At 63.2% G+C, this 15,671-nt stretch carries 12 protein-coding genes; 7 read left to right on the forward strand and 5 right to left on the reverse strand.

Annotation, left to right across the window (positions count from 1 at the left end; all coding sequences use genetic code 11):
- Positions 1–254: 254 nt before the first annotated feature.
- The 4 genes from FQU96_RS20425 (at position 255) to FQU96_RS20440 (ending at position 4,784) form a co-directional block, all read left to right on the forward strand.
- Complete coding sequence (locus FQU96_RS20425; RefSeq protein WP_146543181.1) at positions 255–2,420, forward strand: molybdopterin-dependent oxidoreductase; 2,166 nt, start codon at positions 255–257, stop codon at positions 2,418–2,420.
- A 446-nt stretch (positions 2,421–2,866) separates the two neighbouring features.
- On the forward strand, positions 2,867–3,088 hold the full coding sequence (locus tag FQU96_RS20430) for a hypothetical protein (protein ID WP_146543182.1): 222 nt from the start codon (positions 2,867–2,869) through the stop codon (positions 3,086–3,088).
- Between the two features lie 255 nt (positions 3,089–3,343).
- Positions 3,344–3,676 carry a Rap1a/Tai family immunity protein gene (locus FQU96_RS20435; protein ID WP_255468431.1) on the forward strand — a complete coding sequence of 111 codons (333 nt, stop codon included), beginning with the start codon at positions 3,344–3,346 and terminating at the stop codon, positions 3,674–3,676.
- 163 nt (positions 3,677–3,839) lie between these two features.
- Positions 3,840–4,784, forward strand: a complete 945-nt coding sequence (locus FQU96_RS20440) for a DUF2806 domain-containing protein (RefSeq protein WP_178130608.1) — start codon at positions 3,840–3,842, stop codon at positions 4,782–4,784.
- Positions 4,785–5,420: 636 nt separating this feature from the next.
- Here the strand turns inward: FQU96_RS20440 and FQU96_RS20445 are convergent.
- From FQU96_RS20445 to FQU96_RS20460, 4 genes are all read right to left on the reverse strand, one after another.
- Positions 5,421–6,833 carry a hypothetical protein gene (locus tag FQU96_RS20445; protein WP_178130609.1) on the reverse strand — a complete coding sequence of 471 codons (1,413 nt, stop codon included), beginning with the start codon at positions 6,831–6,833 and terminating at the stop codon, positions 5,421–5,423.
- A gap of 473 nt (positions 6,834–7,306) precedes the next feature.
- Positions 7,307–8,716, reverse strand: coding sequence for a type I glutamate--ammonia ligase (gene glnA / locus FQU96_RS20450; RefSeq protein ID WP_146543186.1), 1,410 nt, complete (start codon positions 8,714–8,716; stop codon positions 7,307–7,309).
- A gap of 82 nt (positions 8,717–8,798) precedes the next feature.
- On the reverse strand, positions 8,799–9,137 hold the full coding sequence (locus FQU96_RS20455) for a P-II family nitrogen regulator (RefSeq protein WP_146543187.1): 339 nt from the start codon (positions 9,135–9,137) through the stop codon (positions 8,799–8,801).
- 222 nt (positions 9,138–9,359) lie between these two features.
- Positions 9,360–9,509 carry a putative 2OG-Fe(II) oxygenase gene (locus FQU96_RS20460; protein ID WP_218574782.1) on the reverse strand — a complete coding sequence of 50 codons (150 nt, stop codon included), beginning with the start codon at positions 9,507–9,509 and terminating at the stop codon, positions 9,360–9,362.
- A 311-nt stretch (positions 9,510–9,820) separates the two neighbouring features.
- On the opposite strand from FQU96_RS20460, the gene FQU96_RS20470 reads away from it, so the two are divergent.
- Complete coding sequence (locus FQU96_RS20470; protein ID WP_146543188.1) at positions 9,821–10,984, forward strand: aminotransferase; 1,164 nt, start codon at positions 9,821–9,823, stop codon at positions 10,982–10,984.
- A 126-nt stretch (positions 10,985–11,110) separates the two neighbouring features.
- On the forward strand, positions 11,111–12,304 hold the full coding sequence (locus tag FQU96_RS20475; RefSeq protein ID WP_146543189.1) for an SMI1/KNR4 family protein: 1,194 nt from the start codon (positions 11,111–11,113) through the stop codon (positions 12,302–12,304).
- 428 nt (positions 12,305–12,732) lie between these two features.
- On the opposite strand, the gene FQU96_RS20480 is transcribed toward FQU96_RS20475, so the two are convergent.
- Positions 12,733–14,307 (reverse strand): NAD(P)/FAD-dependent oxidoreductase, encoded by a 1,575-nt coding sequence (locus tag FQU96_RS20480; RefSeq protein ID WP_178130610.1) that lies wholly within the window; start codon positions 14,305–14,307, stop codon positions 12,733–12,735.
- 126 nt (positions 14,308–14,433) lie between these two features.
- Between FQU96_RS20480 and kynU the strand changes: the two genes are divergently transcribed.
- Positions 14,434–15,666 (forward strand): kynureninase, encoded by a 1,233-nt coding sequence (kynU, locus tag FQU96_RS20485; protein ID WP_146543191.1) that lies wholly within the window; start codon positions 14,434–14,436, stop codon positions 15,664–15,666.
- Positions 15,667–15,671: the final 5 nt, after the last annotated feature.

A 15,671-nucleotide genomic window follows, 5' to 3' on the forward strand; every position in this document is an offset into this window, starting at 1 on the left:
GCGCCTATGGGCGTCTCGCCCGCATCTTGACCTCCCCAGCTTCGCTGGGGAGGTGCCCCGAAGGGGCGGAGGGGAGCCGACGTGGTCTATGAAGGGAAGATGCGGGCGAGACGCCCGCGCTCTCAGGCATGCTACGGCTCGATCCCGTCTGCCAGACAGCAAGTTTCCGAAACCCGGCAGCAAGGCCGTGAAAGCCAAGGACCGCGACATCGCTAGACTTCCCCCTAAGCACAAGCGCCGTCAGGGAGGACGACATGGCCGAACAAAAGATCTTCAGCGCCTGTCCGCACGATTGTCCGGACACTTGTGCCATGATCACCACGGTGCGGGACGGCAAGGCGGTCGCGGTGCGCGGCAACCCGGACCACCCGTTCACGCGCGGCGGTCTGTGCGTCAAGGTCAACGACTACCAGAACCGGGTCTACAGCCCCGATCGCGTGCTCTTTCCGCTCAAGCGCATCGGCCCGAAGGGCGCCGGGCAGTTCGAGCGCATCACCTGGGATGCGGCGCTGGCCGAGATCAAGACCCAGTGGACGGCGATCATCGACCGGCATGGCCCGGCCGCCATCCTGCCCTACAGCTATCTCGGCACCGAGGGCATCCTCAACGGGCTCGGCGCCGGCGACGCCTTCTTCAACAAGCTGGGGGCTGCGATCTCCGAGCGGACGTTCTGTGATTCGGCGGCGATCAGCGCCTTCTTCATGTCGTGCGGCCCGACGGCGGCGGTTGACCCGGAAAGCTTCGTTCATTCCAGGTACATCGTGCTGTGGGCGATCAACACCATCAGCAACAACCTGCACCACTGGCCGTTCATCGCCGAAGCGCAGGCGCGCGGTGCCAAGGTGGTGGTGATCGATCCTGTCGCCACGCGGACGGCGAAGAAGGCCGACTGGCATATCCGCATCCGTCCGGGGACCGACGCGGCGCTGGCGCTGGGCATGATGAACGTGATCATCGCCGAGGGCCTGGTCGACCACGACTATGTCGACAAGTACACCGTCGGCTACGAGGACCTGAAGCAACGCGCCGCGCAATTCCCGCCCGACAAGGTGGCGGCCATCACCGGTGTCGCCGCCGACGACGTGCGGACGCTGGCGCGCGAGTTCGCTACCGCGCAGCCCTCGGTGATCCGCATGGGCGTCGCCATCGAGCGCAGTGCCGGCGGCGGCAACACCGTGCGCGCGCTGTCGTGCCTGCCGGCCTTGGTCGGGTCCTGGCGCCACTGCGGCGGCGGCATCCTGCACATGCCGATCTGGGCTTTCCCGGTCAACTGGGACGCCGTCAGCCGGCCCGACTGGATCAGGCCCGGCACGCCCGTCGTCAATCAGTGGCGGCTCGGGCCGGCCCTGACCGGCGAACTGCCGCTCAAGACGCCGATCCAGTCGCTGTTCGTCTTCAACTCCAATCCGATGGTCGTGATCGCTGAGCAGGAAAAGCTCGAACGGGGCCTGGCGCGCGAGGATCTGTTCACGGTGGTCAGCGAGCAGTTCCTGACCGATACGGCGCTCTATGCCGACATCGTGCTGCCGGCCACGACCCAGCTCGAGCAGTTCGACGTCATGTTCTCCTGGGGCCATCTCTACCTGACGCTGAACGAACCGGCGGTCGCGCCGCTGGGCGAGGCGGTGTCGAACACCGAGCTCTTCCGGCGCCTGGCCCGCGCCATGGGCTTCAACGACGACTACTGGCAGCGCAATGACGAGGAGATGGTGGCCGCGGCGCTGGACTGGAACAACCCGGTGCTCGAGGGGATCGATCTGGCATCGCTGCGCCGCACGGGCTATGCGCGATTGAAGGTCGGCACGCCCGATACGTTCGTGCCGCATCGCGAAGGCAACTTCCCGACACCGTCCGGCAAATGCGAGTTCAAGTCGTCGATCGCGGCCGGCGGCAACATGGTCCTGCCGCTGTTCCGCCAGGGCTACGCCGGCGACCAGAGCGGCGAGGCACTCGATCCGCTGCCGAACTACATCCCGCCCAACGAGTCGCCGGCGACCAACCCGGCGCTGGCGAGCCGCTACACGCTGAACATGCTGTCGCCCAAGAGCCATGCCTTCCTCAACTCGTCCTACGGCAACATGGCCCTGCAGCAGCATCACGCCGGCGCGCAGAAGGTCATCCTGAATCCGCACGACGCCACCGTGCGGGGCATCGCCGGCGGCGAGGTGGTGCGGGTGTTCAACGACCGCGGCGCCTTCGAGGCCATCGCCGAAATCTCCGGCGATACCATGGCGGGCATCGTGGTGGCGCCGATGGGCTACTGGCCGCACCACAACCGCTCACGGCGCAGCGTCAACGCCATCAACCCGCCGGCCTTCGCCGACTACGGCAACGCGCCGACGTTCTCCGATACGCTGGTCGAGGTGGCAAAGGCATCTCTTCTCCCGCAAGCGGGAAGGGAAGGGGCCCACCGTGCGTAGCACGGTGGGAAGGTGAGGGCCCAAGGACGAGGCGCCATGCGTGAAGCCCTCACCCAGCGAGCGCAGCGCGAGCGCCGACCTCACCCGCTTGTGGGAGAGGTGACAAAGCAAAGGGGCCGCTTGCACGGCCCCTTCGCATGTCGTCCGGTCGGCGGGATTAGACGGTCGGGCAGTGGTTTGGTGGACAGCTTCCCGGCTTCAAAGGAACTCCACTCCGGGATCGACCCGGTAATTTTCCCGAATCTTAGAACGTGTTCGATATCCGCGATGCCACGACATTCACTGACATGGATCAGTGGTGATCTGAATTGGAGAAATGGGAAGGGTAGTTCCGGGACTACGCCAAGCAAGGACGGCTCGTGGTCGGGTATCAGGACATCACGACGCCGCAGGGTGGGTCTCTGAGAATGTCCCGATGGATCATGAAGGACCCTCAGGATGGAGAGGTGGCGGACTTCTTGAACCTTCGTCCGCAGTATCCGGGCATGCTCGTGGACCTGACCGACTTCAACGCGACGCGTGGCGTTGATCCCGAGGGATCGGACTACGATTACGAATCTGCGAAGAAGGCAGGTTTCGCACCGGATGAAACCGGACACTGGCCAAGCCGCGCACCGTTGGACCGGGAAGAATCCAAGCGGCTCGGACTCCCGAAGATTACGGGCTGATACTCAAGGGCCGTGCTCACGAAACGTGGAACATGGCTATCGAGGAAGACCAGAAGCTTGGCTATCGGCTGGAGCAACGCGAAGGGCGGTATTACTCGGTGAAAGACGACGAACCCAAGCAGTGAAAGAACCCGGGGGACCTGGCATAGGCTCGATCCTAACCGGACCTAATCCAAATCGGTATGTGGCGGGATCGTGGTAGGGTAATGCGGGAGCACAACTTGAGGGATACGGATGAGGCTGCGAGGGCTGTTGGTGCTGCTGGGATTGGTTGCGTTATCTCTGCCGGTCGCGGCTCAGCAAAATCCGTACACTGGTAATGAGGTACTCCCGGGGTGCCGAACGATCCTCAATGACCGGGCAACTCTGGACTTCAAGGCCGGCCTATGCGCGGGGATGGTGCAGTCGCTCCTCGTGGCGGGGAGCATCATAAAGCCCGAGTTCGAAATCTGCCCACCAAAGCTGATTACGCTGGAGCAGGCGATTCGGGTCGTGGTGGCATCTGCGGACAAAAACTCGCAAGACACCCATAAGGGGTTTCATGTGCTAGTGATGATTGCGTTATTGAACGCGTGGCCGTGCAAGTGAAAAAAATAAGCAGGGGGAGCGGATGTTCGAAGGATGGCCCGGAGAGAAGCTCTGCATTCAGGTGTGGCAGTCCATCGATAAGCTTGGAACCGGATTACTTGGGCCTTTGCAGGCAAGACGAATGGGACAAGCCCTTGCGGAAGTCCGCCGTCAGGATGCCCTCATGGATGCACAGACCAAGAAGGACGTTGAAAAGATTCTCTCAGGTGAGGCGACTGTCGACGCATCCGGCAAGCTGATCGGTGCGCCGGATAGATCGGTTCCCGTCCGGATAGAACCGATCCCGCCGGCACTCTCATACGACCCTGAAAAAATTGATGCGTTCGTTCAGAATCGGGAACACGCCAAGGCGACCCGCCGGCTGATGAATCTCCGGAGCACCGTCCGGATGGTAGAGGATGAACTGATCGAACAAGCTAAGTTGGAGGGAGAAGAAAAAGTTCCAGAGACCCCCCCGAAGGTTGACCCGGATTTGCTGTTTCGGTGGGCTGCTGCGGTGGAGGAAATCTCTAACGAGGACATGCAACGGCTCTGGGCACGTGTGCTCGCTAAGGAGAGTCAGAGGCCCGGGTCGTTCTCGTTGAGAACGCTCGAAGTGCTACGTGCTATCAAGAGGTCCGAGGCAGAACTGATCGAGAAGGCCGCTAAGCTTGCTATCGATGGAAACTTCATTCTCAAAGATGACAAACTTGTCGCGCGGTACATCGGTTTTGGCGAATTGATGGTGCTCCAGGACCTCGGCATCCTAAGTGGATTGGGATCAATGGGCGGTGTGAACAGAACGATCGGCGTTGCTCGGCAGGATTCTGGGGACTTCGCAGCGGTGATCATGTTCCACGGCAACATCGCCATCCTCGCGCAGACGAGCACGGTAGATTCTATACCTTTGCCTTGTTATCCGCTCACTGGCGTCGGGAAGGAGATCATTCGTTTGTGCCGCACTTCTGCTGATCTGGAATACCTGTACGCTCTTGGTCATCATGTTAGAAAGCTGCGGAATGTTACGAAGGTCCAATGGGCTATAGTACGTCCTGTGCCAGAGGGAGATGGCGTACTAGTGGAAGCCACGTTTGAGTTGCCAAATGGGACAGGCACCTCACAGGGCTAAGGCTGCGCCGTATCTGGAATACCGTGCGTTGGATCAGGCCACCTTCCTAAAGCGCTTGTCATTGTCGTTCGCTGTGTAGGGCCTGGCGGGGAACCCAAACCCCGGTGAGTTTGGCAAATCGTCTACGTCCCTTGATATCGGTGACGCAACTATGGCTGACCCCGTACTGGGTGGCGATCTCTGAGTACCGACGTGAATCGTTCTAGATCGCTACGAAGTCATCCGGAGATAGCTTTGTGAGTTTACTCAGTGCAGTCGTGATCCCAGTGATGGAACACCACGACCGACCTGAGTGGATGTGAGAAACGGTTGCTTTGGCGATCCTATAGTTTGCAGCGATAACCGAGTAGGGACGGGGATCGGACATGATCGCGAGAACCTGTTCGTTGGTCAGCTTGGTTGTGTTTTGTCCTGACCGCGAGGCGACCCGGTAGACGCGCGGTAACGCGGTCCGAACCGTCTCTACTTTCGGACTCTCCGCACGAGCTTGCGCTGCGCTACTGTTGTGTAATGACGGTCGGGGCGGGGTGGTTCGGTAAAATAGATTTGTCGGGGGGGCGACCATTCTCCCCAGCATTCCTTGTAATGGCTTACGGCGGGGCCGGTGTCCGAAAGGGCATCGGCCCTTTGGTGTCGTCAATCCAATTTGAATCTGCGCCGGATGCTAATGAAGAACATTGCTACGGACAGCAGACCGATCAATCCAAGTGTATGGAACGGAATTAGTAGGGACGTGTCCCGCAGCACGAGAAGGGACTTGCCGCCAAAAACGCCAAGCGGGTTCAGGATCAGTTGACCGGCGAGGAGAAGGCCCTTTAGGATTCGCTCACCAAAGCCTAGACACGAGACAGGGTCGGCGCCGATGCAGTGCAACGACTTCTGCCATCCAACCGCTTGGGAAGGGTCCGCGAGGACGGCAGCGGACAGAAGAGCATCAAGCAGAACGATTGCGCCCAGTACGATAAGGAAACAGAGGAGTGCCCGATTGGGAGAGTTTCCGTAGCTGCAGCCAATGTCGTAGATGCGGCTTACTGCTTGATTGGTACAACTCTCGTTAGGGCGTTCAATGGCCAGTTCTGCCGCGTGGAAGTATCCGGCAGCGAGGGAATGATTTTCTTTGGAAAAGAACGTTCGGACTTTCCGCAACGCGTGCAAGCTGGGCTTGTTGTCGATCTGTTTGCGCGGTATCCAAGTCCCTTGAATTAGGGTGTCTCCGGTCACAAGGATGCCATCACCGGCCTGAACGTCGTGAATCCCTCCACTTTTTATGGTCAGATGCCTGTAGCCCTTGTTTTCGAACTTGAGAACGCCAACCCAGCAATTGGTCAGGTGTATCGTTGCCTCAACGGTGGCCTGTGGCTGAATAGTTCCAATGTAGCAGTTGGTTAGGTGCAGCCGAGAGTTTGCCCGAAGGTCAACTTCCTCGATCTGGCAGCTCTCTCGTTGGAACGTTCGGCTGGCATCGACAGTCAGTCTGCCAAACCGTTTGATCGCAAGCTGGTCGATGACTTCCGCGAAGTCCTGCCGATACCCGACGTTAACATATCCGGTCTCTGGTACCCGGCCCAACTCGCGGTGCGCCCACTCGTAGCGGCTTCTGGGTGCCGTGCTTTTGCCTTTCTCGTAGGCGCGTTCTGATATCTCCAGATGCACTTGCTTATCGGCTCGCTGCCACGCGAGAAATCTTTCGAATTCTGGGGGCGCAAGCCAAGAGTCTACCTTGGTCGCTAGCTTCGTCCGATAGTGTTGGAACACTGGTTCCCCCGATCTACTTGAACACAACTTTAGAGCAGTGGACGAACGATCGCTGTTTCGCTTTATGGATCTATGCGCTTCATAGCATTCATGATCCTGTTTTTGTCCAACGAAGCGGCACGCCATATAGCTGCCGCCTTGCTTGTCCGTCATGCCTCGGAACAGGCTTTTCCCTGCCCAGGTGGGTAGCGCGTTTGCGGATTTTCCCGAGGCGTGCTCGATTGCAAGCCTGATCGGCTCGACCGTGATGACTGCTTTCTGGCTAATTACCCGACGGTGGTGACTTGGATTCACCGTCTGTTCCGGGTATAATACGACCAACTAACAAGACAGACTTCTCACTGTCTCGTGGTTGGGTATAGGGGGTGGTCTGGACCCTCGGGGAAACACCCAGCACACGAACAGTCATTTGACTCGATACGCCTTTTCCTCGCGGGGGCAGTTCGGGTCGTGCTGTTCGGTGCGCACGATGACTACGATCAAAGTCTCTGTAACTGCAATCTGTGTCGTCCTGGCCGGGCTGGTCCTGCACCTACCGCCGGATGATCCCGCGCGTCCGTTCGTGGTCGGGCTTTTGTGCGTACTGCCTCTGGTCGCGATCTTTCGAAATCAGCCCCCGGACCGAAAGCCGAGCCAGACGCGAAGTAGAAAGAAAACCGACGACGGTGGACGACGATAATACAAATTCTGCCCATGTTGGGAGACACTTTGGGGGTCAGAACCGAGTCCCGACCCCCGTATAAGTAGTTGATTTTAAATGATTTTAATTATATGCTGTAGTACATCTTGTACTCGACTGGGGCCGGCTGGTGCTCCCAGTTGTAGACCTCTTCCCACTTCAGCTCCATGTAGCCGTCGATCTGGTCGTCGGTGAAGACGCCGCCCTTGGTGAGGAAGGCGCGATCGGCGTTGAGGCTATTGAGGGCTTCGCGCAGCGAGCCGCACACGGTGGGGACCTTGACCAGTTCCTCCGGCGGCAGCTCGTAGAGGTTCTTGTCCATCGCGTCGCCGGGATGGATCTTGTTCTGGATGCCGTCGATGCCGGCCAGCAGCATGGCGGCGAAGGCGAGGTAGGGGTTGGCGCTGGGGTCGGGGAAGCGCACCTCGACGCGCTTGCCCTTGGGCGAGGCGACGTAGGGGATGCGGCACGACGCCGAGCGGTTGCGCGCCGAGTAGGCCAGCAGCACCGGCGCCTCGAAGCCCGGGATCACGCGCTTGTAGCTGTTGGTCGAGGCGTTGCAGAAGGCGTTGAGCGCCTTGGCGTGCTTGATGATGCCGCCGATGTAGTACAGCGCCGTTTCCGACAGGTCGGCATAGCCGTTGCCGGCGAACAGCGGCTTGCCGCCGTTCCAGATCGACTGGTGGACATGCATGCCCGAACCGTTGTCGCCGTAGAGCGGCTTGGGCATGAAGGTCGCCGTCTTGCCCCACTGAGCCGAGACGTTGTGCACGCCGTACTTGTACTTCTGCACGTTGTCGGCGGTCGACACCAGGGTCGAGAAGGCGAAGCCCAGCTCGTTCTGGCCCGGCGCCACCTCGTGGTGGTGGATCATCATGTTGAGACCCATCTCGCCCAGCACCGAGCACATCTCGGCGCGCAGGTCGGCCAGCGCGTCGACCGGCGGCACCGGGAAGTAGCCGCCCTTGACGCCCGGACGATGGGCGAGGTTGCCGCCCTCGATGTCGGCGCCGGTGTTGTGCGGCGCCTCGGCGTAGTCGAGCTTGTAGAACGAGCCGCGCATCTGGACGTCGTACTTGACGTCGTCGAACACGAAGAACTCGAGCTCCGGACCGAAATAGCAGGTGTCGCCGATGCCGGACTGCTTCAGGTAGGCCTCGGCGCGCTTGGCCGTGGCGCGCGGGCAGCGGGCGTAGCCCTGCATGGTCGACGGCTCGATGACGTCGCAGAACAGGATCAACGTGGTCTGCGCCGCAAATGGATCGAGCGTGGCCGTCGCCGGATCGGGCATCAGGATCATGTCGGACTCGTTGATCGCCTTCCAGCCGGCGATCGAGGAGCCGTCGAACATCACGCCGTCGTTGAACGTGCCTTCGTCGACCGAATGGGCCGTGTAGGCAGTGTGCTGCCACTTGCCGCGCGGATCGGTGAAGCGGAAGGACACGAACTTGACGTCCTTCTCCTTGATCGTCTGCAGAACGGATTTGGCGTCGGCCATGTCCCTGCGTCCTTTCTGATTGTCCCTGGTTGCGATTGCTGGTCCTCGCCGCGCACGACCGCGGCGCTGTCAAACGGCTCCGTCAGACCGCCTCGTTGCCGCGTTCGCCGGTGCGGATGCGCACCGCTTCCTCGATGGGCGACACGAAGATCTTCCCGTCGCCGATGCGCCCGGTCTGGGCCGCGGTGCGAATCGCCTCCACGGCCTTCTCGACCATCTCGTCCTCGATCACCAGTTCGAGCTTCACCTTGGGCAGGAAGTCGACGACGTACTCGGCGCCGCGATAGAGCTCGGTGTGACCCTTCTGGCGGCCAAAGCCCTTCGCCTCCAGCACCGTGATGCCCTTCAGCCCGATGTCGTTCAGCGCTTCCTTCACCTCGTCGAGCTTGAACGGCTTGATGATCGCTTCGATCTTTTTCATCGTCGTGCCCGTCCGTTGAAGTCGCACCACCACCATACGGCCGCCGGACGGCGCCGATGCGCCTTCACAACAGCACGTTCTGTGCCAGCGCTGACGAGAGACTGCGTAAACTCCAGTCAGTTGCCGGCCGGCGGTGCTATAGCCCACTTTTTTGAAGCAGGCGTGCGGGAAATTTATGCAAATTGACTAAATTTTAGCCAATTGACTGCTGCCAGGGCAGGGTTATCCAAGGGTGCAGTTGAAGGCGATGGAAATCCGTTCGCCAGCGCCCTGGAAGGGGCTGACCCAGTGGTCGAGCCAGCTGGGGAACAGCAGCAGCATGCCCGGTTGCGGCAGCACCGAGATACCGCGGTCGAACTTGAAGCCGGCCACCCGGCATGGCGCGCGCCATCGGGCGCAGGTCGGGGAACTCGATGGCCCCGTTGTTGGCGACCTGCGAGTCGGGCTGGCCGATGTCGACGCAGTAGACGCCCGACCAATGCTCGCCGGGATGTAGGTGCATGCGGTTGTCGTGGCCGTTGCGGTTGATGTTGGCCCAGGCATGGGCATGGAAGGTCGTGGTGCCCGGCGCGCGGTCGCGGAACAGGGGGCTTGGGCAGCACCCGTGCACAGTATCGGGAAACTGCGCTACAACCCTGCGCGCGCCCGGTGGGCGCCGCGCCAATTCGTGTGGATCGCAGTCGATGAAGCAGGGCAACAGCGTTCTGGGTGGCTACGCCGATACCATCTTCGAGCAGATGTCGGCGCTGGCGCGGCAGCACCAGTCGGTCAATCTCGGTCAGGGCTTTCCCGACGACCCCGGGCCCGAGGATGTGCGCCAGAAGGCGGCCGAGTACCTGATGACCGGCAACAACCAGTATCCGCCGATGCTGGGCATTCCCGAGCTGCGCCAGGCGGTGGCGGCGCACAACAAGCGCTTCTACGGCCTGGACGTCGACTGGCAGAGCGAAGTCATGGTGACATCAGGCGCCACCGAGGCGCTGGGCGACTGCCTGTTCGGCCTGATCGATCCGGGCGACGAGGTGGTCGTGCTCGAGCCGCTCTACGACTCCTATGTGCCGATCGTGCGCCGGGCCGGCGGCATCCCCAAGTTCGTGCGGCTCGAGCCGCCTTCCTGGGAACTGCCGCGCGAGCAGCTCGCCGCCGCTTTCGGCCCCAAGACCAAGCTGCTGCTGCTGAACTCGCCGATGAACCCGGCCTCCAAGGTGTTCACGGCGGACGAGTTGGCCTTCATCGCCGAGCTGTGCGTGGCGCACGATGTGTTCGCGGTATGCGACGAGGTCTACGAGCACATCACCTTCGATGGCCGCCCGCACATCCCGCTGATGACGTTTCCCGGCATGCGCGAGCGCACGGCGCGCATCGGCTCGTCCGGCAAGACCTTCAGCGTCACCGGCTGGAAGGTGGGCTACATCACGGCGGCGCCCAATGTGCTGAAGCCGATCCTGAAGTCGCACCAGTTCGTCACCTTCACCACGCCGCCCAACCTGCAGTGGGGCACAGCGCACGGCCTGCGCAAGGACGACGCCTATTTCACCAGCCTCGCCGGCGACTTGCAGGCCAAGCGGGACTACCTCGCCAAGGGCTTGCGCGACATCGGCTTCGACGTGATGGACGCGCAGGGCACGTACTTCATCACCTCGGATTTCCGGCCGCTGGGTTTCAACGGCACCGACGAGGATTTCTGCCGCCACATCACGGTCGAGGCCGGCGTGACGGCAGTGCCGATCAGCGCCTTCTATCAGGGGCAGGGCGCGCCGCAGCATTTCGCGCGCTTCTGTTTCTGCAAGCACGACGCCACGCTCGACGCGGCGCTGGAACGGTTGGCCAAACATTTCCGACGCTGATGGCGCGGGGCGTTCTCACCGGCACTGGCTGTCATTCCGAGCGAAGCGAGGAATCTTTGGCGGTCTCCGGCCAGCCGCGACGGCAAGATCCATCGCTACGCTCGGGATGAAGATCATGTGCGAGGTATGACGATGGAGCCTGAGCTCGATATCGATCCCGCACCGCTGACGTCCGACACGTTCTTCAAGTCACCGGGCTACTGGCGGGTGAATGCGTCGCGGGAGGCCATGGAAGGGCGCGGTGCGATCGTCGAGAAGCCCCCGCTGGCGGCAACCGAGGCCATGATCGCGGCACGCGAGGCAAAACTTGGCGTGCGGTTGCCGCAAGCCCTGCGCCACCTCTATCGCATGATGAACGGTGGGTATGTCGGTTGGCTCTTCGTGCCGCTGAAGGCAGAGCCGCAGCCCGTCTATGACGACTGGCGGGGCGCGTTCGCGATCGACTATTCCAGCCTGGTACCGCTCGAGAAACTGCGGACGGTCGCCGAGCACTATGAGGATTTCACGCACGAACCCGAGGAAGTGCCAGCCGGCGCCGACCGCCTGATCATTCTGCAGGCACGCTACGGCGACATGACGTTGCTGGACTATACGCAGGGTCCGCAACCGCGCGTGCTGATCGTCGACTACGACAAGCCCATCGGCGATGACCCGGTCGACATCGCGTTTGCGACCTTCGATACCTTCTTCGCGGCTCTTCGCCGCAGACGCAGCAGCGATGCCGTTGTCGGCGGGACGGCAAAGGAGCCCGGCCCGCGGCTGGGCGGTCTCCCCCGGTCAGACTGGCCATCGCGGTTCTGGGGCCCGTCGGGGCCGCACGCGTTCCACGGCAATGCGATCACGCGCAAGGCCGCGTTCATACCGAAGCTTGCGGCCGACGATGCGCTTGTCAGCGAAACGCAGGCGCGGCTCGGCGTGACGCTGCCGGCGGGCCTCATCGATCTCTGGCGCACCAGGAACGGCGGCAGCGTCTCGTCCCGCTATATCGAACTGATGACGGACGATGGCCTCGAGGAGCGGGAGACGCTGCGCTATCCCGTTCCCCTCGAGTATCTCGTCAGCCTCGCCGGTCTGTCCGACCGGATCGCGTTTCCGCCAGGGGACGTTCCCTGGAAACAACGACATGCGGGCGCGGACCAGCTGATCGTGCTCGAAGCGGATCACAATCGCGCGGTTCTCCTCGACTATCGCGACCGGCCGGACGGAGATCCTGCCGTGCTGCTCGTTGATGATCTCGATCGCGCGTCGCTCGCGGACGCCCTGCGCTTTGGCCGCTTCGATGACCTGTTGGCTGGCCTGCGCATACCGCGCGGCGGATGAAAATGTTTAGTTTCGTTCCGCTTGCGGCGCGACCCGGCCGTTCTCAAATGACCGCTATCGCATGCGCGTCATGTCATCCCGACAGCCTGTGATTTTATGGCCGCACGCTATCATTGCGAGCGTAGCGAGGAATCTTTTCCGGCCGTGAACGGCCCAGAAACTGCCGAAAGATTCCTCGCTACGCTCGGAATGACAGCGCGAAGCGATAAAGATCACATCCTCCGGGCGCAGCGAGGGATCTTGGAACGGTGCTGGATCTCTCGCGACGCTGTTTGAACAGTAACGATAGCCGACGACTTTCTGGCCGTAACTGCCGCTTTCTGCCGTCACCTGGCCGGCCCTAAGAACGTCAGGCAACCAACTGCAAGAGCGAGCGAAAAGGACTTTCTGGCCGTATTTGCCCTTTCTGCCGCGCCGTTGCGATGGGTCTACGCCCAGCGTCCCTGGGCCTGCCGTGCGGCGCGCAGGCCGCTTTCGACGGCGCCGTTCATGAAGCCGCTGTAGGCGACGCTGGTGTGCTCGCCGGCAAACAGCAGCCGGCCGCCGAGTTCGGGCTGCGCCTCGATGCCCAGGAAGCCGGTGTACTGGCCGGGCCGGGGGCAGGAGTAGGCGCCGCGGCTGAAGCGGTACTTGTCCCAGTTCATGAAGGTCTGAATGCCGGTGAAAGCAGAACGCAGTCGCGGGTCCAGGCTCGCGAGGAAGCCGATCGGCGCCGCCTGGTGGGCGGCGGTGAACCCGGCGGCGGCCTTGCCGCCCAGGAAGTTGGTGAGGATTCCATGCTGGCCCTTCTGATCGCGGCTGGTCTCCCAGAAGCCCTGGTGGCCGGTGTCGGTCAGCAGGAAACCGTCGTAGGCCGGCAGGCGGTTGGTCGCGGTACGCCAGACCCGGGTCGAGAAGTCCGACATCAGCTTGGTATTGGCGCCGTAGCCATACGCGGCGATGCTGCGCTTCTTGAGCGGATGGAGATCGAGTGCCGCGATGCCCTCGACGTGCCGCAGTACCGAGAAGGGCAGGGTGAGCAGCATGCGCGCGGCCGTCACCGCCACCGAGCGGCCGTCGTGACGGAACGTCAGGGTCAACTGCCGGCCATCGTCCTTGATGGCGACCAGTTCGTGCCGCAGCCGCAGAACCGTGTCGGCATTGCCGCCGGCCTGGCGTACGACGGCGTCGTGCAGCGCCTGGATCATCGACGAACTACCGCCGGCGATGCGCCAGGCTTCGTCGCTGTCGCCGTACAGGCTGTCGGTCGACGGGTCCATCAGCCCGATCAGGTTCAGCGCCGACTGCGCCTCGGTCTCGGCGCCCATCTCGCCGACATAGGCGATGCGCACGGCCTCGCGCACCCAGGGATCGACGTCGGTCTGCCGCTCGAGGAAGGCGGCCAACGTCATGTTGTCGTAGCCGGCCGCGTTCATCGGCGTGGCGTAGGTGATCGGCGTGTACTTGCTGCCGCCGCCCACGATCTCGCGCTGGGCCCGCGCCACCGCGCGCAGCAGCGGTTTCAGGCCCTGCTCGAACTGCGCGCCGGTGTAGATCTGGCCGCGGATATGGAACAGCTCGCTGGCCACGTCGCCGGCGGGGACGGCGAATTCCTGCAGGCCGACGTCCAGCGCGCGGCACAGGCGGCGCAATGCGGTGTGACCGGTATCGACCAGTTCGGCGCCCATCTCGACGAACTGGCCATCGGCATTGAAGCCGTTGAGCGTCCAGATACGGCCGCCGATCCGGCCCGAGGCTTCGTAGATCACGGCGGGGGTGCCGGCCCGGCCCAGCGCATAGGCCGCGCTCAGGCCGGCGGCGCCGGCGCCCACGATCACCACAGGCGGATCGGATGAGCGTGACGGATCGGCGCAGGCCGCCAGGGGACCCGCGATCACGCCGGCCGCGCCCAGGCGCGCCGTGTTGGCCAGCAGCGACCGCCGCGTCAGCCCGCCGCTGTCGGGTGCTGCTGCGGCCGCGCGCCAGCGGCGCCGGAAGGCGCGGAACAGTGGCGTACGGGCCATGTCGTATCTCCCCCACAACATCTTGGTTGGCGTCAGCCTACCAAGTCGGCACTCTGATTCCAGGACCAAAGCGCACAGGATGGCGTCGATGATGAACACGATTGTCGATCGCGCGGGAGCAACGGCGTGACGCTCAGTCGGCAGGACTGCGTCGGCCTGGACGCGGCCGACCCCCTGGCGTCGGTACGGGATCGCTTCGTCCTGCCGGCCGGGATCAACTATCTGGACGGTAACTCGCTGGGCGCGCTGCCGCGCGGCGTGGCGGAGCGCGTCGGGACCGCGATCAACCAGGAGTGGGGTGACGGCCTGGTGCGATCGTGGAATGCGGCGGGCTGGTACGAGTCCCCCGGCCGCATCGGCCGCAAGCTGGCGCCGCTGCTGGGCGCCGCACCGCACCAGGTGACGGTGACGGACACCATCTCGGTCAATCTCTTCAAGCTGCTGGTGGCGGCGGTGCGCCTGCGTCCGGGGCGCAAGACGATCGTGGCCGAGGCGGGCAACTTCCCGTCCGACAACCACATCGTCGACAGCGTCGCGCGCCTGCATGGCATGACGGTGCGCACTGTGCCGGCCGCCGAGGTCGCCGCGGCTGTCGATGACGACACCGCGGTGGCCGAGCTGTCGCACATCAACTACCGCACGGCCGAGGTCCAGGACATGGCGGCAGTGAGCGCCGCCATTCAGTCCCGCGGCGCGCTGGTCGTCTGGGATCTCGCGCATTCCAGCGGCGCCGTCGAACTCAGCCTGGACGCCGACCGCGCCGATTTCGCCGTCGGTTGCGGCTACAAGTTCCTCAACGGCGGGCCGGGCGCACCCTCGCATGTCTATGTCGCCGAGCGGCACCTGGCAGGGCTCGACCAGCCGCTGACCGGCTGGTTCAGCCACGCCGCGCCGTTCCAGTTCGATGCGGCGTTCGCGCGGGCCGAGGGCATCCGCGCCATGCTGTGCTCCACACCGCAGATGCTGGCCAACGTCGCATTCGAGGTAGCACTCGATGCCTTTGACGGGATCGCGATGCGCGACGTGCAAGCCAAGGGCCGGGCGCTGGGCGATCTGATGATCCGGCTGTACGACGAGCGCCTGGCGCCGCTGGACTGCGGGCTGGTGACCCTGCGCGACGGCACGCGGCGCGGCAACCATGTCTCGATCACGCACGCGGCGGGCTACCAGGTGATGCATACGCTGATCGCACGCGGGATCATCGGTGACTTTCGCGCCCCCGACGCGATGCGCTTCGGCTTCGCGCCGCTTTATGTGCGCCATGTCGATGTCTGGGACGCCGTGGCGGCCGTCGAGGACATCCTGCGCTCCGGCGCCTGGCGCGCCGTACCGTCGCCGTCCGCCGGCACGGTGACGTAGGGAGG

The organism is Reyranella sp. CPCC 100927, assembly GCF_007859315.1.
Taxonomy (GTDB): Bacteria; Pseudomonadota; Alphaproteobacteria; order Reyranellales; family Reyranellaceae; genus Vineibacter.

Coding starts and splice junctions, on each gene's coding strand:
- FQU96_RS20425 (WP_146543181.1), top strand. CDS start 255: ATGGCCGAACAAAAGATCTTCAGCGCCTGTCCGCACGATTGTCCGGAC.
- FQU96_RS20440 (WP_178130608.1), top strand. CDS start 3,840: ATGGATGCACAGACCAAGAAGGACGTTGAAAAGATTCTCTCAGGTGAG.
- glnA (WP_146543186.1), bottom strand. CDS start 8,716: ATGGCCGACGCCAAATCCGTTCTGCAGACGATCAAGGAGAAGGACGTC.
- FQU96_RS20455 (WP_146543187.1), bottom strand. CDS start 9,137: ATGAAAAAGATCGAAGCGATCATCAAGCCGTTCAAGCTCGACGAGGTG.
- FQU96_RS20470 (WP_146543188.1), top strand. CDS start 9,821: ATGAAGCAGGGCAACAGCGTTCTGGGTGGCTACGCCGATACCATCTTC.
- FQU96_RS20475 (WP_146543189.1), top strand. CDS start 11,111: ATGACGATGGAGCCTGAGCTCGATATCGATCCCGCACCGCTGACGTCC.
- FQU96_RS20480 (WP_178130610.1), bottom strand. CDS start 14,307: ATGGCCCGTACGCCACTGTTCCGCGCCTTCCGGCGCCGCTGGCGCGCG.